At 73.6% G+C, this 22,522-nt stretch carries 16 protein-coding genes and 1 tRNA gene; 9 read left to right on the forward strand and 8 right to left on the reverse strand.

All coding sequences use genetic code 11. The annotated features are described in order from the left end of the window. Positions 1 to 60 precede the first annotated feature (60 nt). On the reverse strand, positions 61 to 345 hold the full coding sequence (locus ACZ45Z_RS01920; protein ID WP_468354452.1) for a YiaA/YiaB family inner membrane protein: 285 nt from the start codon (positions 343 to 345) through the stop codon (positions 61 to 63). 177 nt (positions 346 to 522) lie between these two features. On the opposite strand from ACZ45Z_RS01920, the gene ACZ45Z_RS01925 reads away from it, so the two are divergent. The 3 genes from ACZ45Z_RS01925 (at position 523) to ACZ45Z_RS01935 (ending at position 3,539) form a co-directional block, all read left to right on the forward strand. Next, positions 523 to 596: transfer RNA gene (locus ACZ45Z_RS01925), tRNA-Pro, on the forward strand. Positions 597 to 1,256: 660 nt separating this feature from the next. Next, positions 1,257 to 1,934, forward strand: coding sequence for a GIY-YIG nuclease family protein (locus ACZ45Z_RS01930; RefSeq protein ID WP_468354455.1), 678 nt, complete (start codon positions 1,257 to 1,259; stop codon positions 1,932 to 1,934). A gap of 429 nt (positions 1,935 to 2,363) precedes the next feature. Next, positions 2,364 to 3,539, forward strand: a complete 1,176-nt coding sequence (locus ACZ45Z_RS01935; RefSeq protein ID WP_468354458.1) for a D-alanyl-D-alanine carboxypeptidase family protein — start codon at positions 2,364 to 2,366, stop codon at positions 3,537 to 3,539. Between the two features lie 145 nt (positions 3,540 to 3,684). Here the strand turns inward: ACZ45Z_RS01935 and ACZ45Z_RS01940 are convergent, their stop codons facing one another. The 4 genes from ACZ45Z_RS01940 to ACZ45Z_RS01955 all read right to left on the reverse strand — a co-directional run bounded on the left by ACZ45Z_RS01940 (position 3,685) and on the right by ACZ45Z_RS01955 (position 7,839). Further along, positions 3,685 to 4,212 (reverse strand): DUF309 domain-containing protein, encoded by a 528-nt coding sequence (locus ACZ45Z_RS01940; protein WP_468355536.1) that lies wholly within the window; start codon positions 4,210 to 4,212, stop codon positions 3,685 to 3,687. Positions 4,213 to 4,520: 308 nt separating this feature from the next. Further along, positions 4,521 to 5,603, reverse strand: coding sequence for a TolB-like translocation protein (locus tag ACZ45Z_RS01945; RefSeq protein WP_468354461.1), 1,083 nt, complete (start codon positions 5,601 to 5,603; stop codon positions 4,521 to 4,523). Continuing rightward, positions 5,600 to 6,850, reverse strand: a complete 1,251-nt coding sequence (locus ACZ45Z_RS01950; RefSeq protein ID WP_468354464.1) for an MFS transporter — start codon at positions 6,848 to 6,850, stop codon at positions 5,600 to 5,602. Before ACZ45Z_RS01950 ends, ACZ45Z_RS01945 begins: the two co-directional genes overlap by 4 nt. Positions 6,851 to 6,885: 35 nt before the next feature. Continuing rightward, positions 6,886 to 7,839, reverse strand: a complete 954-nt coding sequence (locus tag ACZ45Z_RS01955; RefSeq protein ID WP_468354467.1) for a metallophosphoesterase family protein — start codon at positions 7,837 to 7,839, stop codon at positions 6,886 to 6,888. A gap of 602 nt (positions 7,840 to 8,441) precedes the next feature. Between ACZ45Z_RS01955 and ACZ45Z_RS01960 the strand changes: the two genes are divergently transcribed. The 4 genes from ACZ45Z_RS01960 (at position 8,442) to ACZ45Z_RS01975 (ending at position 14,471) form a co-directional block, all read left to right on the forward strand. Beyond that, the gene (locus tag ACZ45Z_RS01960) at positions 8,442 to 10,505 is read left to right on the forward strand and encodes a SpoIIE family protein phosphatase (protein ID WP_468354470.1); all 2,064 of its coding nucleotides are present in this window, start codon (positions 8,442 to 8,444) and stop codon (positions 10,503 to 10,505) included. 78 nt (positions 10,506 to 10,583) lie between these two features. Then, positions 10,584 to 11,984, forward strand: a complete 1,401-nt coding sequence (locus tag ACZ45Z_RS01965) for a glutamine synthetase family protein (protein ID WP_468354473.1) — start codon at positions 10,584 to 10,586, stop codon at positions 11,982 to 11,984. Continuing rightward, positions 11,984 to 13,120, forward strand: a complete 1,137-nt coding sequence (locus ACZ45Z_RS01970; RefSeq protein WP_468354476.1) for an amidohydrolase family protein — start codon at positions 11,984 to 11,986, stop codon at positions 13,118 to 13,120. Before ACZ45Z_RS01965 ends, ACZ45Z_RS01970 begins: the two co-directional genes overlap by 1 nt. A gap of 76 nt (positions 13,121 to 13,196) precedes the next feature. Next, positions 13,197 to 14,471 carry an MFS transporter gene (locus ACZ45Z_RS01975; RefSeq protein ID WP_468354479.1) on the forward strand — a complete coding sequence of 425 codons (1,275 nt, stop codon included), beginning with the start codon at positions 13,197 to 13,199 and terminating at the stop codon, positions 14,469 to 14,471. Between the two features lie 3 nt (positions 14,472 to 14,474). Here ACZ45Z_RS01975 and ACZ45Z_RS01980 read toward each other — a convergent pair whose 3' ends face one another. Next, complete coding sequence (locus ACZ45Z_RS01980; RefSeq protein ID WP_468355538.1) at positions 14,475 to 15,218, reverse strand: hypothetical protein; 744 nt, start codon at positions 15,216 to 15,218, stop codon at positions 14,475 to 14,477. Between the two features lie 513 nt (positions 15,219 to 15,731). Here ACZ45Z_RS01980 and ACZ45Z_RS01985 point away from each other — a divergent pair. Continuing rightward, positions 15,732 to 17,129 carry an NADP-dependent succinic semialdehyde dehydrogenase gene (locus tag ACZ45Z_RS01985; protein WP_468354482.1) on the forward strand — a complete coding sequence of 466 codons (1,398 nt, stop codon included), beginning with the start codon at positions 15,732 to 15,734 and terminating at the stop codon, positions 17,127 to 17,129. Positions 17,130 to 17,306: 177 nt separating this feature from the next. Here ACZ45Z_RS01985 and ACZ45Z_RS01990 read toward each other — a convergent pair whose 3' ends face one another. Beyond that, positions 17,307 to 19,520, reverse strand: coding sequence for a SpoIIE family protein phosphatase (locus ACZ45Z_RS01990; RefSeq protein WP_468354485.1), 2,214 nt, complete (start codon positions 19,518 to 19,520; stop codon positions 17,307 to 17,309). Positions 19,521 to 19,729: 209 nt separating this feature from the next. Between ACZ45Z_RS01990 and ACZ45Z_RS01995 the strand changes: the two genes are divergently transcribed. Continuing rightward, entirely contained in the window at positions 19,730 to 21,208 is a 1,479-nt protein-coding gene (locus ACZ45Z_RS01995; RefSeq protein WP_468354488.1) for a glycoside hydrolase family 30 protein, read from the forward strand. Between the two features lie 43 nt (positions 21,209 to 21,251). Here the strand turns inward: ACZ45Z_RS01995 and ACZ45Z_RS02000 are convergent, their stop codons facing one another. Further along, positions 21,252 to 22,475 (reverse strand): metallophosphoesterase, encoded by a 1,224-nt coding sequence (locus ACZ45Z_RS02000; RefSeq protein WP_468354491.1) that lies wholly within the window; start codon positions 22,473 to 22,475, stop codon positions 21,252 to 21,254. Positions 22,476 to 22,522: the final 47 nt, after the last annotated feature.

The raw sequence follows: 22,522 nt of genomic DNA on the forward strand, positions 1-22,522 counted from the left end.
AGGCCGGGATCGCCGCTCGTCCCGGCGGGCGATCCCGGGCGGCCGCCGGGGCCGCGCAGGTCACGCCTTGAAGACGTCCTGCTCGATGAGGATCTTGTCGATCCGTGCCTTGTCCACCCGGTTCGTCACCTCCTCGACCTCCTGCCGGTCGCGCACGCACTTGGCCAGCGTGAACGCCGAGGACACCACGAAGACCAGCCCGAGGGAGAGGAAGCCGCGCTCCCAGGGGCCCACCGGCAGCTTGAGGATGCCGATCATCAACGCGGCCAGCGACAGCCCGAAGGAGATCGCGGCCTGCACGAAGAAGGCCATGGTCGTCGGCCGCTGAATCGAGGGAGTAGTCATGCGCGTAGCGTGGCGGCGCCGTGACCGGGGCGCATGAGTACAGGTACTCATCCCCCCCGGCGCACCCGGCCGCCGGCAGCCGCCCGCCCGTGCCCGGATATGGCAGCACCCACCCTCTGACATGCGGTATCGTTCTCGTGCGCGGTCAGCCGGGAATGCACCCGGCGAAACGGGCACCGGGACGTGGCGCAGCTTGGTAGCGCACTTGACTGGGGGTCAAGGGGTCGCAGGTTCAAATCCTGTCGTCCCGACGGTGTGATCAGCGGGTTTGTCGGCAACGACAGGCCCGCTGATTGCGTTTGTCTGACACGTCATGGCGGCGAGATGAACAGTCGGCCGCCGCGCTGCCGGGGCGGTGCCTGATTAACCGTCAACAGCGTCTTTTTCCTGGGGTCGGCGCGGTGCGGAGCGGTCGCAAGTGGGTGATGCTCCAGGCGAGTTCGAGGAGGCCCATTCCCCCCGCAGGCGGCGCGGCCGTCCACCGGCCGTATGCCAGATCCGATGCCGCCGCGGCGGCATCGCAGAAATCCGTGCCCCATATCGGTGGGCTCTTCATGTGGCGGAACCGCCCCATCGAGTTTGTGCGGGAAGGTGATGGCGTGGGGGCCGCCACCACCGGGCTGGCGATAGTGGATCGAAGTCCCTGACGAACCCGGTACCGCATCCGAGCCGGACCGGGCGCGACGTTGGGCTCGCGGGCTCTCCCTCGGCCGGGGGCGGCCGCGGCAGGGCTCGGAAGCTGATCCGATCGCTCCCGACGGCCGTCAGGATGTGCCGGCCCCGCCGGGCTCGCCGCGGTCGGCAGAAGCCGCCGGCGGAAGCGGACCCGCCCGGCGACACGGTCTGACAGTGATCATGGAACCGGCCTCTTCGGGCGGCGCCGCAGAAAGGCTCAAGCCGAGGCTCAGCGAGTGCAGACAGAGAACACCCGGCTGATGGCCGCGGTGGAGAACCTGCGGGCGGAATGCGAACGCCGCTCAGCCGAGAAAACCGTCGCTGAGGAGCAAGTGGCCCGCATCCAGGGCCTCGATTCGGCCCAGTTGATCGTCGAGACCCGGAGACTGAGGTCTGAGCATGAGCGGCTCCGCGAGCAGATAGCCCGAGAAGAGCATGCGAGGGCGGCCGACACCGCCCGTCATGATGAGCTGCGCTTGGCGAAGGCGCAGCGAGCATCGGAGCAGCTCAGCACTCAACTGGACGAGGCGCGGCGGCGCCGGGACGCGATGCTGCGGGAGGCCGAGCCGGCGGAGCGGCGACTCGCGGAGGCGCGACGGGGCATCGTCCTGACCGATGAGACGGCGATGCTGCAGGAAGTCGGGATCTACGAATACCGGCACCGGCTGAACGACGCGATCGCGTACAAAGCCGAGCTCCAGAAGCGCGAAGACGCCGCGGGGCTGGAGCGTCGCCTCCACCAGCAGTTCGAGGACCGCCGGGTGAACCGGGTCAATCTGCGACGGGAGTTCTTCTACGTCACCCCCGCCGAAGTCCGCACGGTCCTGCAACGGTTCGCTGGTGAGCACCTGCTGGAGTTCCACGAGGAGACTGATGCCCCTGAGTGGCGAGCCAGTGGAGCCGTGGAGAGCTGACATGCGCGTCACGCGATGTGGTCGCCGGTCGCCTGGTGAAACCGGGGGCGGCGGGCTTTTCGTATGCCTGGGGGCCGCTGTGGACGGCGCGTCCGGTTGCGCCGAGATTCGGCCGAACTGGCAGTGCTCGGCGGGCAGTTGGCAGGGGGAGGCGGCGGCGAACGGCGCTGGATTCCGGCCCCGTCCACCGGATGGGCGCATGGCCGGATTTCGCTCCCCGCCGCCGGGTAATCGGCAGACGAACAAAGATTTGAGGCATAAGCGATCCGACATGCGGTAGAAAGGTCTTGGGACCCGCCCGGTGTGCATCCCCCGTCGCACCGGGCGGGTCGCTCTTTGCAGTTGCGACACGCCGCGGGCGCGGCGGTCTCCTCGTCCGTCTGGCGCACCCGCACTGCGCGCGGCGGCTGCCCTTCTTAGCGTGGTGGCATGGCAATTGACGCGGTTTTGTCCAAGAAGTCCGGTGTGCTGGCGCTGCTCGCCGCCGCCGGGGTTTCGCTGGCGCCCATACCGGCCGCGGCTCACCCCGGCGGGCCGGTCGTCCGTCAGCCCGCGCTGACCCGGCCGGTGGCCGTGGCGCCCGATGGTCCCAAGCTGCCCGACGGTCTGTCCGCCCTGTCGTGGACCGTCGCCGACGCCGACAGCGGCGATCTGCTGGCCGCCAAGGACGCGCATCGCAAGCTCGCGCCGGCCAGCACCCTCAAGGCGCTGTTCGCGGTCACCGTCCTGCCGAAGTTCCCGGCCGGCACGGTCCGCCGGGTCAGCGCGGCGGACCTGAAGGGAATCGGCGCCGGCAGCAGTCTCGTCGGTGTCCGCAAGGGCCAGCGCTACAAAGTCGCCGACCTGTGGCGCGGGGTCTTCCTTCGCTCAGGCAACGACGCCGTGCACGTGCTGGCCTCGATGAACGGTGGCTGGGAGGCCACCGCCCGGGAGATGCAGGAGACCGCCCGCAAACTCGGCGCGAACGACACGACGGTGAAGTCCCCGGACGGCTATGACGCGCCGGGCCAGGTGTCCTCGGCGTACGACCTGACCGTCTTCGCCCGCGCCGGGCTCGCCAACGAGGACTTCGCCCGCTACTGCTCCACCGTCCGGGCGCGCTTCCCCACCGCCAGCGGGAGCACCGAGATCGAGAACACCAACCGGCTGCTGGCGGGCTCGCACGGAATGGCCCGCTACCCCGGCATCATCGGCGTCAAGAACGGCTACACCAGCCAGGCCGGCAACACGCTGATCGCCGCCGCCCGGCGCGACGGCCGCACCCTGGTGGTCACGGTGATGAACCCGCGGTCCGGCGCGGACAACGCCGTCTACAAGGAAGCGCGTTCGCTCCTGGACTGGGGATTCAGCCACGCGGACAAGGCCCGTCCGGTCGGATCGCTGAGCGTCCGGCACGCCGCCTACACCACCCGCGTGGGCGGCGCGCTCGCCGTCGGCGCCACCGACGAGGAGAACAGGGCGAGCGCGCCCTGGTACTCCGTGCTCGGGCTGTGGGCCGGCGGCGCGGGCGGGGCGGTGCCGGCGATGGGCGCGGTGTTCGCCTGGCGGCTGCCCGGCCGGGGCCGGGTCCGCAGCCGTGGCCGTGGAAGGCCGGGTGGCGGCTGAGGTGTCCTGCGGGCGCACCTCCCGGGTGATCGCCTGACGGGTGGCCCGGGCCGGGCACCCGTCCGGCGCCGACGGTCAGGGGCTGTAGCCGTCCTCGGCGGCCAGGGCCCGTAGTCGTCCTCGGCGGTCAGGGTCGGGCCGAGCGTCAGTCGCTCGGCCCGCCGCGCAGCCGGGGAGCGGCCTCGGCCGCGTCCACCGGGGCGTTCAGACGGCCGGTCAGCTCCCGGGCCCAGGCCGCCAGGCCGGGGAGGTCGATGCCGTACGGGGCGGCGTCCGTGTACGGCGCCACGGCGGCGACGCCCCGCTCCAGCAGCGAGGTGGCCCCGGAGACGTTGCCGCGCGCGGCGTGGGTCAGGCCCACCGCCAACTGCGCGAGACCCCGCCACAGTCCGCGTTCCGCTGATGGCGCGGCCTTCCAGGCGTCCTCCAGTACCTCGTGGGCGTGGAAGGGCATCCCCGCGTCCAGCAGCCGCTGCGCCTCGGCCAGCGACTGCGCGGGGGTCCGGGGTACGCCTTCCGGCTGCCGGGGCACGCCCGGGGAGCCGTAGGGCAGCGGGCGGCCGAGTCCGTCGCGCGGTCGGGCGTTGCGGGCCCGGCCCTGCTCGTCACGGTCCCTGCGGAGGGCAGGGGCGTCGGGGGCCGGGGCATCGACCTCGGTGGGCGCGGGGGTGATGTCCGGGGCTTCCGCCTCCGGCGCGGCGCCGCAGTGCTCGCAGGCCGCGTCGGCGGGCCGTTCGCGGATGCGGCCGCAGTCCGGGCACACCTGGTCCAGCCAGCATGCCGGGTCGCCGCCCTCCTGGCGGGCGGTCCGGGCCGCCGGTCGTTCCGTGTGCCGCGCCGCCGCGTCGTGCGCGCCGGCCTTGCCGTGGGCTTCCTCCGCGTCGTTCACCCTCCGATTGTGCGCCGAGGGGTGGGTCCCCGTCGCCGGGGGGCCGGCGGAGTCGGCCGGGGCGTTGCCGGTCCGGGCGGGGGAAGCCGTTCTCAGGGGACGCGTACGGGCGAGGAGGCGTCGGGGACGAGTAGGGACGGGGTGCCGCCGCCGTCCGCCGGGACGCGCCACACGTCGGCGGTTCGGCCGTCCCGGCCCGGGAGCGCGTAGGCGAGGGTGTCCTCGTCCAGCCAGACGGCCTGGTCGTCCACCCCGCGGCGTTCGGCGAGCGGGTGTTCGCGCAGGGTGCGCAGGTCCAGGACGTACAGCCGCCAGGGGTCGGTGGCGCCCTCGCGGACCCGCTTTTTGAAGGCGAGCCGGGTGTTGTCGGGCGAGAGGGAGGGGCATTCGACGTTCTCGCGCAGTGTGCGGGCCGTCCACTGGCGCATGTCGCCCTGGACGAGGTAGGTCTTCCCCTTGGTCGAGACCGTGGCGTAGAAGCGGTTGTCGTCGCGGGCGAAGGTGACGCCCCAGTAGTTGACGTCGGGGGAGTGGTAGCGGTGGCCGTCGAGGGTGAGGGGGATCTCCTCCATGTTCTTGACGAGGTAGCCGGTGCGGGTGTCCAGGATCGAGGTGCGGGTGGAGAAGGTGCTGGTGGCGTAGGAGTCGCCGGTGGCGAACATCGTCCATGCCAGCATCCGGCCCGACGCCGAGACCCGGGCCCGGTTGGGGATGCCGGTCAGCGCGATACGCCGCGTCTCGCGCAGCCGCCGGTCCAGCACGACGGCGTACGACCGGGGTGGGATGCCGGGGCGGCGCTGGAGGCACAGGCCGGTGCCGGCCGCCGCGTGGAAGCGCTCGCAGACGGGCCCGCCGGTGGTGCGGGCCGTGCCGGCCACCGGGCCCGGCGGTGCGGGGAGGCGGGCCACGCGGCCGGCGCCGGGGCCGGTGCTGCGGAAGTACAGCAGGCCGTGGTCGATGCCGAACGCCGAGGGGCCGTCGGCCGGTTCGGCGCGCCGGGCGGCGCCGGCGGTGTAGACGACGGCGACGGTGACCAGGAGCGCGGCGGCGGCCGCCACGGCGGCGACCCGGGCGCGCAGGGGTAGCGCGGCGAGTCCCCGCGGGCGGCTCTCCGGGGCGTCCGGCCGCTTTGGAGCTTCGGCGGTGCCGGGTGTGGGACCGGTCGGGGGCTTCATGCGGGGGACGGCTGCCTTTCCGGGCGGGGGAGCAGGACGGTGGCGGCCGCGAGCGCGGCGGCCAGGGCGAGGACGGCGGCGATCAGGGCGGGGCGGGTGCCCCACACGGTCCAGGCGGCGCCGAAGCCGGCGGCCGCCAGCAGCCGGCACAGCGCCTGGACCGTCTGGAGCAGCGCCATCCCGCTCGCCCGGCGCGCGGCGGGCAGGACCGGGCCGGCCAGCGCCATCAGCACGCCGTCGGTGGCCGCGTAGAACACACCGAGCGCCAGCAGCACGCCGACCAGCACCGTCGTGCCCGTACCGGTGGTCAGCAGCAGGACGTAGCCGGTCAGCAGCGCGGCATGCCCGCACAGGAAGGGGACGCGGCGGCCGACGCGGTCGCCGAGCCGGCCGGCGGGCACCGCGAGCAGCAGGTAGACCGCGGCGGCGCCCAGCGGCAGCAGCGGGAACCAGCTCACCGCGAAGTCCAGGCGGCGCTGGAGCAGCAGGTAGACGAACGCGTCGCCGATGGTGGCCGCGCCGAGCAGTGCCGCCGCGGCGCAGATACGGCGGAAGGATCGGTCGCGCAGCGGCGTCAGGAGTCGCGCCCGGGGCCCGGTGGCCGGTGTCCTGGGGTGCGCGGGCAGTTCGGCCCGGCCCGGTACGAAGGCGACCAGCATCAGGACGCCGAGCAGGCCGGCGCAGAAGCTGGCGACGAACACCGCGTCGTAGGCGTCGGCGGTGGCCCACAGCAGGGCGAACGCGGCGAGCGGGCCGAGGAGCGCGCCGGTGGTGTCCATGGCGCGGTGCACGCCGAACGCCCGGCCCAGCGCGTCCGGTGGCGCGCTGAGGGAGATCAGCGCATCGCGCGGGGCGGTGCGCACCCCCTTGCCGATGCGGTCGGCGGCGAGCGCCACGCCGATTCCGGCGGTGGCGCCGCCGGCGAGCAGCAGCCCCAGGCGGGACAGGGCGGACAGCGCGTAGCCGCCGCCGGCGACGATCTTGTGCCGGCCGCCGCGGTCGGCCGCGTGCCCGCCCAGCAGCCTGACGAGGGCGGTCACGCCGTTGTAGAGCCCGTCGAGAAAACCGAACTGGAGGGGCGACAGGCCCAGTTGGAGGACGAAGTAGAGGGGCAGGACGGCGGTGACCATCTCGGAGGAGATGTCGGTGACGAGGCTGACCGCGCCGAGGGCGAGAACCGGCCCCCCGACGCGGCCGCGCGTCACCTTCGTCGCCGTCGCGGCCGCGTCCGTGGTCGCGAGATACATCGGTCAGCCCTGTGGATTTCCGGTGGCCGCGGGCCTCAGTGGCACGCGTAGGACGGGCTGGTGTCCTTGGTGGTGCCGTCCGTGCCGACCAGATCCCAGGAGAAGCCGGTGTCGGTGAAGTTCAGCCTCACCACGCCGAAGGTGTCCGTCAGCCGCTTCTGGCTGTTCGGCTGGACCTCTTCGATCTTGTACGGGTTGGCGCCGCCCATCCCGCCGAGGAGTTCGACCAGCCCGCCGCTGTCGGCCCGGCCGTCGGGGTCCTGCGGGGCGAAACGCTCGTAGTGGTGGTCGTGGCCGTTGAGGACCAGCTCGGCCTTGGCGTCGTAGAGCAGCTTCCAGACCGGGCGGCTGACGGGGTTGTTGCCGTGCTCACCCGAGGAGAACAGCGGGTGGTGCCAGTAAGCGGCCACGCATTGCTTGGAGTTGGCGGCCAGGTCGGCCTTGAGCCAGTTGATCTGTGAGGAGTTCAGGTTGGTGGAGTCGAGGGCGATGAAGTGCCAGTTGCCCTGGTCGAAGCTGTAGTAGCTCTTGCCCTGGGGGTAGGCCACGGACCCGAAGTAGGACTTGTAGCCCGCGAGGGCGCCGTCCGGGTCGTAGGTCTCGTGGTTGCCCGGAGCGGGGTGCGTCTTGTCCTTGAAGGCGCCCCAGGTCTTGGCGTAGTACCGCTGGTAGTCCTTGAGTCGGGCGTTGTCGTACTGGTTGTCGCCCATGGTGAGGACGAAGGCGGGGTTGATCTTCTGTACCAGCGCGGCGGTCTTGGGGTGCTCGCAGTCGCTGTCGCTCGCGGTGCACTTCTCGGCGATGTCGCCCGCGGCGACCGCCGTGAAGCCGGCGGCGTTCGGGCCCGCCGCGTGGTCGGGGGCGGCGTCCGCGCGGCCGGCGGGGGACCACAGCGCCAAGCCGCCGACGAGGGCGAGGGCCGCGGCGGCCGATATGCCTAAGCGGGGGTTGCGCAGCAGTTTCTTCGGGGTGAGGGGGGTGGGCGTCATCGTCGTCTCCTGGGTCGGCGTGGGGGAGCCGTCCCGGGCATCCTGACGGTCGGCCATGTACGCGTCAAGGAGGGCGGCGAGTTTCTGTTAAGAACCTTTACTACTGGCGCCCGGGTGTCGACGGCTACGCCAACTCCGCCTGGCGCGAGCGGAGATGGCGCTTCGGTCGGACCGCCCGGGGATGTCGATCACGGTAGGGCGGTGCGATGTCCTGCGGGCCACCGGGAAGTGACGAACAGGCGGCCGGTCTCGAACGTGCGTGTCGCCGCCCTGCTCTCGGGTGATCCCCGAGGGCGCCGCCGCCCCGGAAGGGAATACGTCTCCGTATGACCCTGCGCCTCGTGGCTACGGTGCGTCACCCCTCCGGCGTCCTCCGTGACCCGGGTTCCGGGCCTTCCCGCAGGGCCGGGACCGCCGACGACGAGCCGGGTCCTCAGGTCGGGGCGCGGCGGGAAGAGGCGGGGAGGGTGAGAAAAGGCCAGGTCGGAGGACATGGGGAGCGGAAGTGGAGGGTGCGTCGACGAGCTGGTCGGGTGGGCGGAATGCGAGGGTGGTGCATTTCCGAAACGCCGTAAGGCGGGTGAATGTGGCAAAGTGACGACATGGCTGACCGGGAGGCGAAGCGGCCCACCGTGTCGGTGCCGGACGACTGGCCGGCCCACCCCGACCTGACCCTGGCTCTCAACGGCATGGGCGGCTTCGACTGGGACCTCGACAGCGGGCTGATGCACCTGGACCCGCCCGCCCTCGAAATCTTCGACATGCCCGCGGCGGAGTACGACAACCGCCCGACCGCCCTCACCAGCCGGGTACCGCCCACCGAGGCGGCCCGCCTGGACGCCCTCGTCGCCCGCGCCCTCAAAGACGGCAGCGACTCCTACGGCGCCTACTTCCGCGTCCGCCTGCGCGACGGCGGGCTGCGCTGGACACACGCCCAGGGCAGCATCCGCCGCGACGAGACCGGCCGCCCCCGGCGTGTCATCGGCGTGGTCCGCGACGCCAGCGACGAATACACCCAGGCGGCCGAGCGGCTCCTGGTCGACGAGGAACGCCGCCGGCACACCAGCATCGTCGAGCGCACCACCGCCGCCCTGGCACACGCCAGGACCGTCCGCGACGTCATCGCCGTCCTCGCCGACGAGCAGGGGCTCAGCCGGCTCGGCGCGGAGAACGTCATTCTCGGCCTGGTCGAGGCCGGCCGCATCCGCCTGGTCTCGGAAGGCAAGGCCGGCAGCTTCGTACCGGACCTGGAGTACACCCGCGTCGGCGACGCCTTCCCGATGAGCGAGGTCGTCCGCACCCTCACCCCGCGCTACGTCCGCAGCCGCGCCGAGTTCGCCGACGGCTACCCGCGGCTGTGGCCGGCCATCGAACCGCTCGACATCGGCTCCGCCGCCTACCTGCCGCTCATCGCCCAGGGCCGCCCCATCGGCGTGATCGGCCTCTTCTTCCAGCGCGAGAGCGAATTTCGCGACCAGGAGCGCAACGTCCTGCTCGCGCTCGGCAGCAGCATCGCGCAGAGCCTGGCCCGCGCCATGCTCTACGACCAGGAACACGACCTCGCCGCGGGCCTCCAGCAGGCCATGCTGCCGCGCCGGATACCCGGTGTGCCCGGCTCCCAGATAGCCGTCCGCTACCGCTCCGCGCGGATGGGCCGGGACATCGGCGGCGACTGGTACGACGTGATCCCGCTGCCCGACGGCCGGGTGGGCGCCGTCATCGGAGACGTCCAGGGCCACGACACCCAGGCCGCGGCGCTGATGGGCCAACTGCGGATCGTGCTGCGCGCGTACGCCGCCGAAGGACACGCACCGGCGACCGTCATGGCCCGCGCCTCCGCCTTCCTCAACGAACTCGACACCGACCGCTTCGCCACCTGCGTCTACGTCGACGCCGACCTGAGCACCGGCGCCGCACGGTTCGTCCGCGCCGGGCACATCGACCCGCTGCTGCGGCACGCCGAAGGGCTCTGCCGGCGGCTGCCGGTGGCCGGCGGACTGCCGCTCGGCATCTCCTCCGAATTCAGACGGCTCGACTACCCCGTCACCACCGTCCACCTCGCCCCCGGCGACACCCTGCTGCTGTGCACCGACGGACTCGTCGAAGAGCCCGGCGCCGACCTCGACGACGGGATGCGACGGCTGGCCAGGGAGGTGCGCGAGGGCCCGCAGGACGTCCAGCAACTCGCCGACCGGCTCTGCGAGTCGGCGGCCGCCCGGACCGGCGAGGACGACATGGCGCTGCTCCTGCTGCGCCGCCTCGGGGCGCCGGAGCACGACACCGTCGGACGGTTCCGGCAGCACATCGCGCCCGCCGACCCGGCCGGTCTCGCCGCGGCCCGCCACATGATCCGGGCGGCCGTCCGCGCCTGGGGCGCCCGCGAGCGCTCCGAGGAGATCGAGCTGGTCGCCGACGAGCTGATCACCAACGCGCTGCTGCACACCGACGGCGAGGCCGTCGTCAACATCCGTATGCCGCACAGCGTCCAGCGACGGCTGCGGCTGGAGGTCGAGGACCAGTCCAGCAGCCTGCCGCGTCGTCGCGAACCGGGCGAGGCGGGGGTCTCCGGCCGCGGCCTGCTGCTCGTGGACCGGCTGGCGGATGTGTGGGGTGTGGAACCACGCGGTGGCGGTAAGTGCGTATGGTGCGAGTTCAATTGCCCCTGACCGGGAAGGCTCTGGCCGCCCCGGCGACAGCGGGGCTCGGGCGCCGAGGGATCGGCACGGCGGAGTGAGGACGGCACTATGGCATCGCGGCCTGCGGACCAGCGCGGGGACGCCCGCCAGTTGGCGGCGCGACTGGACGCGGAAGGCGTCCGGAACGTGGCTCTGACCTGGGTGGACAACGCGGGCATCGCCCGCGTCAAGGCCATCCCCGCGCAGCGCCTGGCGCACACCGTGGAACGCGGCGTCGGCATGTCGCCCGTCTTCGACGTCTTCACCTCCGACGACGCCATCACCGAATCCGAGCACCTCGGCGGCCCGGACGGCGACCTGCGGCTCTTCCCCGACCTCGACCGGGTCACCACGCTCGCCGCCCAGCCCGGCTGGGCCTGGGCCCCGGTGGACCGCTACGACCAGCAGGGCCTGCCGCACCCCGCCTGCCAGCGGCAGTTCGCCCGCCGCATGGCCGACCGGGCCACCGCCGCGGGCCTCGACATCCGGATGGGATTCGAAACCGAGTGGGTGGTCACCCGCGCCCCCCACGCCCAGACACCGGCCAACGCCGAGGTGTTCGAGACGCTCGACTACCCCTGCCACGGCCCCGCGTACGGCATGACCCGAGTCGTCGAACTCTCCGACTACCTCCGCGATGTCACCGAAGCCCTCACCGTCCAGGGCGTCGACGTCCTCCAGTTGCACCCCGAGTACGCCCCCGGCCAGTTCGAGGTGACCACCGCCCCCGGCGACCCCGTACGCGCCGCCGACGACGTGGTGCTGGTCCGCGAGACCGTCCGCGCCGTCTCCGCCCGGCACGGCCTGCGCGCCTCCTTCGCACCCTCCGTCGTCGCCGGAGAGGTCGGCAACGGCTGCCACCTCCACCTCAGCCTGCGCCGCGACGACGCGAGCCTGCACCGCGCGCCGGACGCCGAATGGGGCCTGGCACCCGACGCGGTGGCCTTCCTCGGCGGCATCCTCGACGCGCTGCCCGCCCTCCTCGCCATCGGCTGCCCCTCGCCCGCCAGCTACCTGCGCCTGACGCCCTCCCACTGGGCGGGTGTCTACCAGTGCTGGGGCGTGGAGAACCGCGAGGCGGCACTGCGCCTGATCCCCGGCGCCCCCGACGACCCCGACGGCGGCCACGCCGAGGTCAAGACCTTCGACGCCGCCGCCAACCCCTACCTCGCCGTCGGCGCGGTCATCGCGGCCGGCCTGCACGGCATCGAGTCCGGCGCGCGGCTGCCCGCCCCCATGGCCGGCGACCCGGGCGTGCTCGGCGTCCGCGAACGGGCCCGGCGCGGCATCGTCCGGCTGCCCGCCACCCTCACCGAGGCCACCGACCGACTGGAGAAGTCCGGCCCGCTCTACGAAGCCCTGGGCGAGGTGCTGCACGGCGCCGTCCTCGCCGTCCGCCGGGCCGAGGAGGCCCGGTTCGCCGAGAGCGACGCCGAGGAGATCACCGCGGCCACCCGCTGGCGCTGGTGATGCCGGCGCCCGCCGTGGGGGCCGGCCCCGACGACGGCCTGCCGCCGCTGGTCGACCACCACTGCCACGGCGTGCTCCGGCACGACCTGGACGCCGGGACCTTCGCCGGGTATCTCACCGAATCGGACCGCCCGCCCGCCGCGGGCACCACCTTCTTCGACACCCAGGCCGGCTTCGCCGTACGCCGCTGGTGCCCGCCGCTGCTCGGCCTGCCCGCACACTGCCCGCCCGACCGCTACCTGGCCCGCCGCCGCGAACTCGGCCCGGAAGAGACGCGCCGGCGGCTGCTGGGCGCCACCGGCATCGGCACCTACCTGCTGGACACCGGGCTGCCCGGCGACCTCACCGGCCCGGCCGAGACCGCCGCGGCGGGCGGCGGCACCGGCCACGAGGTCGTCCGGCTGGAGACCCTGGCCGAACACCTCGCGGCGGGGATACGCGAGGCCGAGGAGTTCACCGACGCCCTCGGCCGCGCGGTGACCGAGGCCGCGCGGACCGCCGTCGCCTTCAAAACCGTCGCCGCCTACCGCCACGGGCTCGCCCTCGACCCCCGGCCGCCCGGCCCCGACGCCGTCCACGCCGCCGCCCGCCGGTGGCTGGCTGCCGGCGCGCCCCGCCTCACCGACCCCGTCCTGCTGCGCCACCTCATCTGGCTGGCCGTCGCCACCGGCCGGCCGCTCCAGGTGCACACCGGCTTCGGCGACCCCGACCTGCGCCTGGACCAGGCCGACCCGGCGCTGCTCACCGCCCTGGTCCGGGCCACCGCCGACACCGGCACCGACCTGGTGCTGCTGCACTGCTACCCCTACCACCGCCAGGCCGCCTACCTGGCGGGTGTCTTCCCGCACGTCTACGCCGACATCGGGCTGACCCTCACCCACACCGGGGCCCCGGCCGCCGCCGTCCTCGCCGAATTCCTCGAACTCGCCCCCTTCGGCAAGCTGCTGTTCTCCACCGACGCCTACGGCCTCCCGGAGCTGTACGCCGTCGGCTGCGCCCTGTTCCGCACCGCCCTCGCGTCCGTACTCGGCGACTGGACGGCGAACGGAGCCTGGTCGGAGACGGACGCGCGGCGGGTCGGCGCGATGATCGCGGCGGACAACGCCCGGCGGGTGTACGGCCTGGCCGGAAACTGACGCTCGGGCGGCGGCGAGCCCCGGTCCGCTCCCGCCCTGCCGTGATCGACTTCTCCGCGCCGTGCTTTACTTCCGCGTGCCTCCTACAGCGACTTCCGAAACGGGCGAAACCGCGCGGCGGTCCCGCATATTCGCCGACCTCACCCCGCTGCGCGTCTCCGCCGACTACCGCCGCCTGTGGTGCGGCAACACCGTCTCCTGGATGGGCCAGCAGATGACCGCCCTCGCGGTCTCGCTCCAGGTGTACGCCATCACCGGCTCCACCTTCTCGGTCGGCCTGGTGGGCCTGTGCTCCCTGGTGCCGCTGGTCGTCTTCGGCCTCTACGGCGGCGCCATCGCCGACACCGTGGACCGCCGCCGACTGGGCCTGTTCAGCGCCTTCGGCGCGACCGTGATGTCCGTCGTCCTGGCCACCGCCGCGCTGGCCGGCTACCACCGGGTGTGGCTGCTCTACAGCGTCGTCGCGCTCCAGGCCGTCTGCTTCGCGATGAACTCCCCGGCCCGCTCGTCGATGATCCCCCGGCTGCTGCCCACCGAACACCTGCCGGCCGCCAACGCGCTCAACTCGCTGACCAGCAACCTGGGGTGGATGGGCGGGCCGATGCTGGGCGGTGTCATCGTCGGACTGTGGGGCTACCAGGCCGCCTACCTGATCGACGTGGCGGCCTTCAGCGGCTCGCTGTACGCGATGTGGCGGCTGCCGTCGATGCGGCCCGAGAGGGGCGAGGGGCCGCGGCGCCGCGCCTCCGTCCTGGACGGACTGCGATTTCTGGCCACCCGGCCCAATCTGCGGATGACGTTCTTCTCCGACCTGGCCGCGATGGTGCTCGCCCAGCCGCGGGCGCTGTTCCCCGCCGTCGCCGTCCTGTGGTTCGGCGGCGACGCCAAAACCGTCGGCCTGCTGGTCGCGGCGCCCGCGGTGGGCGCCGTCCTGGGCGGCCTGTTCTCCGGCTGGCTCGGCGGGATCCGCCGGCATGGCCTGGCCATCCTGCTCGCGGTGGCGTCCTGGGGCGCGGCCATCGCCTGCTTCGGGCTCTCCCGGAACCTGTGGCTCGGACTGTTCTTCCTGGCCCTGGCCGGCTGCGCCGACACCGTCTCGATGGTCTTCCGCAGCACCATGCTCCAGGCCGCGACACCGGACGCGATGCGCGGCCGGCTCCAGGGCGTCTTCATCGTGGTCGTCGCGGGCGGACCGCGCCTGGGCGACTTCCTCGCCGGCACGACGGCCGACCTGACCTCCCCGGCCACCGCGGTGATCGGCGGCGGCCTCGCCTGCGTCCTGGTGGTGACCGCGCTGGGCCTGGGCCGCCGCGCCTTCGCCCGCTACGACGCGCGCGATCCGCGGCCGTGAGGGTCAGTAACGGGTGAGCGCCGTGGGCCCGCCCGCCGTGCCGATGGCGAGATGCGGTCTCCGCGACGGCCGTACCCACGCCAGGATCCGTGCCATCGCCCGGGCCGGTACGGACACGCAACCGGTCGTCGCGCCCTCGCCGTTGACGTGGAGGAAGATCCCGGCGCCGCGGCCGCGCACCGGGCGGTGGTAGTTGAAGCCGATGACCAGCGCCCGGCGGTACTGGACCGGGTAGTCCGCCAGGTGCTCCGCCTCGGTGGCCGCGCAGTCCCCGGGCCGCGGCTCCACCCAGCGGTTGTAGGAGGCGGAGGCGTTGTCCTGGCACCACCAGGAGTCGGCGCCGACCCGGCGGTAGGGGGCCGAGGTGCGCGCCGGGCCGGTGCCGAAGGCGAACGGCAGGTCGTACAGCCCCGTGGGCGTGGTCGCGGTTTCCTGGCGGCGGGTGCCGCCCTCTGCCAGGCCGCCGGACCCGAAGCGGGCCGGCGCCGAACCGGCCTGCCGCCAACGGCCGTCGCGGCGTTCCCACCAGGTCACCGTGCCCGTCGTGGAACCGGTACCGGCCGCCCGCGCGGTGAGGAGCTGGTCGCCGCCGCCGGTGTCGGCCATCCGGGAGGGGAGCGGTACGCGGGCGGCGGGGGCCGGCAGGGCCGGTGCGGAAGCCGCCGCGGCGAGCGCGAGCAGCGCCGCGCAGGCCGCCGGCCCCGTTCGCCGCCACCCGCGCGTCGTCCGCGTCGTCCGCGTCCTCATCGTCATCGCCGCACCATCATCACCATGGCCGGGAGCCGGCGGCCGCACGGCCCGCCGCGGCTCGCCCGAACAGGTCACCGGGCCGGCGCCGGGCCCGGGAGGCCGACCGCCGGTAATCCGTCGTGCGCCGGGGCCATGGACCGGCGAGACTCGGGTACGGGGGCTGATGTGCCCGAAGGCCGGCCGCCAGGCCCGCCGACCCGCCAGCCGTCTCACTCTGGAGGCTCGTAGTGCAGCGGCAACCACCGACCCGCAGTGCCCGCACGCGCGATCACGACCGGGATCCGCTCTCGGCGCCCGGCCCGGCAGGAACCGTTCCCGCTCCGGTCCCGGAACCGCTCCCCGGGCCGCCGGCACCGCCGCCGCCCGAGCCGGTACCGACCGGGCCGGGCCCGTCCCCGGTGCCCCGCCCGGTGGAACCCGACCCGGCCCCGGAACCGGCACCGGCGCCGCTCTAGGAGACCGGCCCGCACAGCAAGCATCACCAGCCGCACCACCAAGGAGGTGCTGACCATGGCCATCGCCACGGTCAACCCGGCCACCGGCGAGACGCTCAAGACCTTCGACGCGCACAACGCGGGCGAGATCGAAGACCGCCTGGTCAGGGCGGAGCAGGCGTTCCAGGAACACCGCACGACGTCGTTCGCCCGCCGGGCTGAACTGCTGCTCGCGGCGGCGGACCTGCTGGAGGCCGACCAGGACTCCATCGCCCGCACGATGACCACCGAGATGGGCAAAACGCTGGTCGCGGCCCGCGCCGAGGCCGCCAAATGCGTCAAGGCCATGCGCTGGTACGCCACCCACGCCGAGGAACTCCTCGCCGACGAACGGCCCGACCCCGCCGACGTCCGGGACTCCGGCGCGGCGCGGGCCCTCGTGCGCTACCGCCCGCTGGGCACCATCCTCGCCGTCATGCCCTGGAACTTCCCCCTCTGGCAGGTCGTACGGTTCATCGCGCCCGCCCTGATGGCGGGCAACACCGGACTGCTCAAGCACGCCTCGAACGTCCCCCAGACCGCGCTGTACCTGGAGGAACTCTTCCGCCGGGCCGGCTACCCGGAGGGCTGCTTCGAGACCCTGCTGATCGGCTCCGGCGCCGTGGAGGACATCCTGCGCGACCCCCGGATCGCGGCTGCCACGCTGACCGGCAGCGAGCCCGCGGGCCGTTCGGTCGCCGCCATCGCCGGTGACGAGATCAAGAAGACGGTGCTCGAACTCGGCGGCAGCGACCCCTACGTCGTCCTGCCCTCGGCCGACCTGGACAAGGCCGTCCGCACCGCCGTGACCGCCCGGGTGCAGAACAACGGCCAGTCCTGCATCGCGGCCAAGCGGTTCATCGTCCACACCGACGTCTACGACACGTTCGCCGCCCGCTTCACCGAGGCGATGGCCGCGCTGACCGTCGGCGACCCGATGGAGGAGACCACCGACGTCGGGCCGCTGGCCAGCGAGCAGGGCCGCTCCGGCCTGGAGGAACTGGTCGACGACGCCGTGCACCAGGGCGCGACCGCGCTGTGCGGCGGCCGGCGCCCGCCGGACCGCCCGGCGGGCTGGTTCTACGAGCCGACGGTGCTCTCCGGCATCACCCCCGCCATGCGCATCCACAAGGAGGAGGCGTTCGGCCCGGTCGCCACGCTCTACCGCGTCGCGGACGTGGACGAGGCGGTGACGCTGGCCAATGACTCGCCGTTCGGGCTCAGTTCCAACGCCTGGACCCGGGACGCGGACGAGCAGGAGCGCCTGGCCCGGGACCTTCAGGCCGGCGGGGTGTTCTTCAACGGCATGACGGCCTCCCACCCGGGCCTGCCGTTCGGCGGCGCGAAGCGTTCCGGCTACGGCCGGGAACTCGCCGGACACGGCATCCGCGAGTTCTGCAATCCGACCACGCTCTGGTACGGGCCGGAGGACTGAGCTGCCCGCCGGCGCCCGCGAAGGCGCCGGCGAGCGCCCCGTACGGCGCCGTGGCGGGCGCGCGCGCCGGAGCGGTTTTCCCGGCCGCCGCCAGGGTGTACGGTCCGGTCACGTCGAGTCGGCCGGCGGCCAGGTTGGCCGGCTCGGCCCCCGCGCGCGCCCGAGGGCCGTCGGCGATCAGCCGGGCCCGGCGGCACCCGTCCCGCCGGACCGGACCCTCCCGCCCGGCCGGGCCTTCCCCTCTCCGGCCCCTGCCGCCTCCGGCTTCCCGCCCGGCAGGAGGAACTCGCACCACACGGCCTTTCCGGCGCCCCGCGGCTCCGCGCCCCACCGGTCCGCCAGCGCCTCCACGAGCATCAGCCCACGCCCCGAGGTGGCCGTCTCGCCGGGGCTGCGCCGCCGCGGCCACCGGCTGGAGCGGTCCTCGACCTCCAGCCGGATCCGCCGCGGCGGGCCGGGCAGCAGCTCGACCGACACCAGGGCGCCGCTCTCGGTGTGCGTGAGCGCGTTGGCGATCAGCTCGGCGGTGGCGATCTCCACGTCGTGGGTGACGGCCCCGGACCGCCACTGGTCCAGCGTCCGGCGCAGCGCCGAACGGACCTCCGCCGCCCCGGCCGGGTCGGCCTGGTGGACGTGCAGCCGCAGCCTCGGCGGGGCGGCGGGCCCGGTGCCGGGCAGCCGGTGCAGCAGCAACAGCGCCATGTCGTCCTCCGAGCCGGGATCGGCCCACAGGTGGTCCGAGAGCTGGTCGGCGAGCGCGTCGAGGTCCCCGGGCCCGGCCCGTACCTCCGCCGACAGCGCGTCGATGCCCGCCGAGATGTCCCGGCCCGGCTGTTCCACCAGGCCGTCGGTGCACAGCAGCAGGGTCGACCCCGGCTCCAGGAAGAGCTGGCTCTCGGGGAAGTGGTCGCGGCCGAACACGGTGGCCAGCCCCAGCGGCAGCCCGCCGGCGACTTCCGGCCAGTCGACGTGCCGGGAACTGTCGCCGATCAGCGGGCCGAGATGGCCCGCCCGCGCGACGTGCAGCACCCCCGATTCCAGGTCGGCCTGGATGTACGTACAGGTCGCGAAGCGCTCCGTCTCCAGCTCGGCCAGGAACCGGGAGGCCCGTACCAGCACGGTCTCCGGCGAGTGGCCCTCCCCGGCGTAGGCGCGCAGGGCGATGCGGAGCTGGCCCATCACGGCCGTGGCGTGGGTGTCGTGGCCCTGGACGTCGCCCACGACCAGGCCGGTCCGCCCCTGGGGCAGCGCGATGACGTCGTACCAGTCACCGCCGATGTCCCGGCCGACGCTCGCCGGGTGGTAGCGCACCACGACCTCGCCGCCGGCGATGGGCGGCAGCCGGCGCGGCAGCATCGTCGCCTGGAGCCCGGTGGCGAACTCCCGCTCCTGGTCGAAGAGGGTGGCCCGCTGGAGCGACTGCGCGACGACGCCGGCCAGCGCCAGCGCCAGGTTCCTGGCCTCCGTGGACTGCACGGAGGCCGCGACGTTGAACAGGCCGAGCGACCCGATGACGGTGTCCTGCGCGACCAGCGGCAAGAAGGCCGCGCTGCCCGCCGGGAGCAGTTCGGTGTAGGGGCGCAGCCGCGGGTAGTCGGCGATGAGCTGGGCCCGGTTGCTGAGGAAGGCGGGGCGCCGGGAGAGGACCGCGTAGGACAGCGGCAGGGTGTCGTCCAGCCGCGAGGTCATCATGTCCTGGGGGATCTCGCCGGCCAGTCCGGCGGCGGCGATCACTTCGAAGCGTTCGCCGTGGACCAGTCCGAGGACGAGGGCGTCGGCGCCGAACCGGCGGGCGCCGCCGGGGCCGGTGAGCACCCGCGTCACGTCCGCGACGGACAGCGCACGGGACAGCGCCGTCGTGGTCTGCTGCACCATCACCGTCTGCCGCTGCCGCTCCTCCTGGAGCGAGCGCAGCAGCGCCGAGTCGGCCAGCTCGCTGGACGCTTCCCGGACGATGCCGATGACCCGGTACGGCCGGCCCTTGTCGTCGTGCAGGATCCGGCCCTGGGAGTGCGTCCACCGAGGGGTCCCGTCACGGCACCGGACGCGGAAATACGCGCCGTAGGAGGAGTCGCCGTCCTGGAGGGCCTCCGAGATCGCCGTGTCCAGCCGCGCGCCCTCCTCCGGGGGCACCCGCGCGACCAGCGACAGGGGCGCGCCGTCGTATTCGTCCGGGCGCAGGTCGAAGACGTCCAGCGCGCCGGCGTCCAGGTTCATGAACCCGGTGTCCAGGTCCCAGTCGAAGGTACCCATGCGGTTGAGGGAGAGCCGCCGACGCAGGCCGATGGGTTCGTGGTGCGAGACGCCCGGCACGTCCTCCTGGACCCGTCGCGTCACCCGGTCGGCGCGCGGGTCGTACCTCTCCTCCGGCGGGCCGGGCCGCTGGGTCATCCGGCCCGCGCCCCCGGCAGCGGGCCGCTGACCGGGGCCGGTGTCGACCCGAACGCGACCATGCGCCCACCCTAGGCGGGGCCGGGCACCGCCGCATTCCCGGTGTTCCACCGGGCCGGACCACCACACCACCACCGCCGGACCACCAAAGGGGCTCTTGACGTGGCCCGCTCAATTCCTCAACGATGGTCCGACGACAGGTGGAGCCCATGACATCCCGCAGAGCCCGCCGGGCCGCGATCGGCGCGATCGGGGCGCTCGCCGCCCTCCTGCCCGTGTGCCTGGACACCGGACCACCCACGAGCCCGCGTGCCGCCGCCCCGGCCACCGTGCGCGTCCACCTCACCACCACCTCCGACCCCGGCGGCCGGCACGTCACCAGGGGCCTCCAGCCGCAAAAGCCCCGCACCCTGCGCCCGGGCACCGGCGCCGGGATCACCGTCGACGGGTCGAGGACCTACCAGACCTTCGAGGGCGGCGGCGCCTCCTTCACCGACACCGCCGCCTGGCTGCTCAACAGCAGCGGCGCACTGAGCGACGCCACCCGCGACGCGACGATGACCCGGCTCTTCGACCCCCGCCGGGGCATCGGCCTGAGCTTCCTGCGCAACCCGATGGGCGCCTCCGACCTCGCCCGCCACGACTACACCTACGACGACCTGCCTCCCGGACACACCGATCCGCGGCTGCGCCGCTTCACCGTCGCGCACGACCTCGCCGACGTCCTGCCGCTCACCGCCCGGGCCCGGCGGCTCAACCCGGCCCTCACCGTCATGGCCTCCCCGTGGAGCGCCCCCGCCTGGATGAAGGACAACGGCAGCCTCGACCAGGGCCGGCTGCGCGCCGAGTTCTACGGCACCTACGCCCGCTACTTCGTGAAGTACCTCCGCGCCTACCGCGACCGGGGGGTGCCCGTCGCCTACGTCACCGCCCAGAACGAGCCGACCTGCTGCTCCGGTTACCCCTCCATGCGCTGGAACCCCTCCGGCCTCGCCTACTTCACCAAGAACGACCTGCTGCCCGCCCTGAGGAAGGCCCGGCTGCCCACCAAGGTCCTCGCGCTGGACTGGAACTGGGACACCTACGCCCGTTTCGCCAGGCCCGTCGTCGACGACCCGGCCGTGCGCCGCCACCCCAACTTCGGCGGTGTGGCCTGGCACGGCTACCGGGGCGACGTCGCCGAGCAGAGCCGCGTGCACCACCGCTATCCCGGCCTCGCCCTGTACGACACCGAGCACTCCGGGGACCGCAAGACCGCCAACCAGCATGAGGCGGACATGCGCGACCTCATCGACTACACCCGCAACTGGGGCCGCTCCTGGGTCAAATGGTCCCTCGCGGTGGACCAGAACGGCGGCCCGCACCACGGCGGCTGCGCCACCTGCACCGGCCTGATCACCGTGCACAACGGTGACGGGCGGCACGGCCGGGTCGACCGCACCATCGAGTTCTACACGATGGGCCACCTGACCAAGTTCGTCCGGCCCGGCGCCCGCCGCATCGCCTCCACGGCCTCGGCCACCCTGCCCAACGTGGCGTGGCGCAACCCCGACGGGTCCAGGGCGCTCATCGCCCACAACGCCACCGGCACCGCCCGCACCGCGCGCGTCAACTGGGCCGGCCGGCACTTCTCCTACCGCCTGCCGGCCGGCGCCTCGGCCACCTTCACCTGGGGCGGCCGGCCCTGAGCCGTCCCGGGCGGCGTGCCGGTGCGGGGACGGCTCGTCCGCGTCAGGCGTGAGCCCGGGCCCCGGCGGTGACCGGCGTCGTGGTCCGCGTCCGGTGCGCCAACGTGGCCTTGCGCGTGGCGACATCGACCGTGTACGCGTCGATGGTCAGGTGCGCGCCCGACACCTTCAGCACCATGAAGCCGTGGTCGGAGAAGTTCTGCCAGGCGGCGGGGTGCCCGAAGTGCGCCTTGCCGTCCTCCGTCTTGGCCGAGGCGCCGCACACCACCTGCCGGGTGCCGCCCGTACGGGCCGTCGGCTCCAGCACCTGGAGCGTGTGGTCGTGCCCGGACAGGATCAGGTCGGCCCGCCCGCACACCACCTCCTCGTACATCTCCTTCAGGTGCACACCGCTGGTGTAGTGGCCGAACTCGAAACCGTCGTAGGAACCGGCGCTGCCGTGCTTGCCGTTGTTCAGATACGGATGGTGGCCGATCACGACCTTCCAGCGGGCCTGCGAGGCGCGCAGCGCACCGTCGAGCCATTCGCGCTGGGCGCGCATGTATGGACCGTCCCAGCGGTAGTGCGGGTCGAGCTGCATGACGTACGACGACCACGGAATGGTGTCGAGGGCGAAGAACTCCACCAGCGGATCGGCCGCCGGCAGCGGCACGCTGTAGTAGCGGCCGGGCATGTACCAGCGCCGGGAGGTCGCGGCGTAGGCGACCTCGCGGTCCCCTCGGGAGGGGTCGCCGCCGCTGCCGGGGATCAGGCCCGAGCAGTCGTGGTTGCCCAGCACCATCAGCCAGGGCACGTCGATACCGCTGTTGGGCTTTTCGAACTTGTCCTGGAACTCCGAGTCGTGGTCGGACTCGGGGCCGTTCTCGTAGATGTTGTCGCCGAGGCCGACGGCCAGACCGATGCCCTCGGCCCGGCAGACGTCCCGGGCGGCGGCCGCCACCGCGTACTGCGCCTCGTCCCCGGTGCCCGCGTCGCCGGTCACGAGAACGGCGAACTCGCCCGCTCCATTGGGGTGTTCGGGAAAGGGGAACGCGCCGGCGCCGCCCCCGCGCGGCGCGGCGTACGCGGTACCGCGGGAGCCGGCGGGCAGGACCGCGAGGGCCGCACCGGCCACCGCGCCACCCAGCAGCGTCCGCCGGTTCACGAAGTGCGGGACACGTCCCGTCGTGGGTGTCGGCGGCGCGCCGGCCGCCCTTCGCGAGCCGTCCCGCAGCCACTGTTCTTCCGTCATGTCCGCCTGTGGCGGTATCAGTTCGTCCTCACACATGCCTGGTTTCTCTCATGATCGGCAGGGGTGAAGGTGACGAAGTGATG

Source organism: Streptomyces sp. NPDC031210, assembly GCF_055570395.1.

Excerpts from the sequence above, each read along its gene's own strand:
- ACZ45Z_RS02000 (WP_468354491.1), bottom strand. The coding sequence starts at position 22,475 with ATGTGTGAGGACGAACTGATACCGCCACAGGCGGACATGACGGAAGAA.
- ACZ45Z_RS01955 (WP_468354467.1), bottom strand. The coding sequence starts at position 7,839 with ATGACGCCCACCCCCCTCACCCCGAAGAAACTGCTGCGCAACCCCCGC.
- ACZ45Z_RS01945 (WP_468354461.1), bottom strand. The coding sequence starts at position 5,603 with ATGAAGCCCCCGACCGGTCCCACACCCGGCACCGCCGAAGCTCCAAAG.
- ACZ45Z_RS01920 (WP_468354452.1), bottom strand. The coding sequence starts at position 345 with ATGACTACTCCCTCGATTCAGCGGCCGACGACCATGGCCTTCTTCGTG.
- ACZ45Z_RS01970 (WP_468354476.1), top strand. The coding sequence starts at position 11,984 with ATGCCGGCGCCCGCCGTGGGGGCCGGCCCCGACGACGGCCTGCCGCCG.
- ACZ45Z_RS01995 (WP_468354488.1), top strand. The coding sequence starts at position 19,730 with ATGACATCCCGCAGAGCCCGCCGGGCCGCGATCGGCGCGATCGGGGCG.
- ACZ45Z_RS01985 (WP_468354482.1), top strand. The coding sequence starts at position 15,732 with ATGGCCATCGCCACGGTCAACCCGGCCACCGGCGAGACGCTCAAGACC.
- ACZ45Z_RS01935 (WP_468354458.1), top strand. The coding sequence starts at position 2,364 with ATGGCAATTGACGCGGTTTTGTCCAAGAAGTCCGGTGTGCTGGCGCTG.
- ACZ45Z_RS01990 (WP_468354485.1), bottom strand. The coding sequence starts at position 19,520 with ATGACCCAGCGGCCCGGCCCGCCGGAGGAGAGGTACGACCCGCGCGCC.
- ACZ45Z_RS01965 (WP_468354473.1), top strand. The coding sequence starts at position 10,584 with ATGGCATCGCGGCCTGCGGACCAGCGCGGGGACGCCCGCCAGTTGGCG.
- ACZ45Z_RS01980 (WP_468355538.1), bottom strand. The coding sequence starts at position 15,218 with ATGAGGACGCGGACGACGCGGACGACGCGCGGGTGGCGGCGAACGGGG.
- ACZ45Z_RS01950 (WP_468354464.1), bottom strand. The coding sequence starts at position 6,850 with ATGTATCTCGCGACCACGGACGCGGCCGCGACGGCGACGAAGGTGACG.
- ACZ45Z_RS01960 (WP_468354470.1), top strand. The coding sequence starts at position 8,442 with ATGGCTGACCGGGAGGCGAAGCGGCCCACCGTGTCGGTGCCGGACGAC.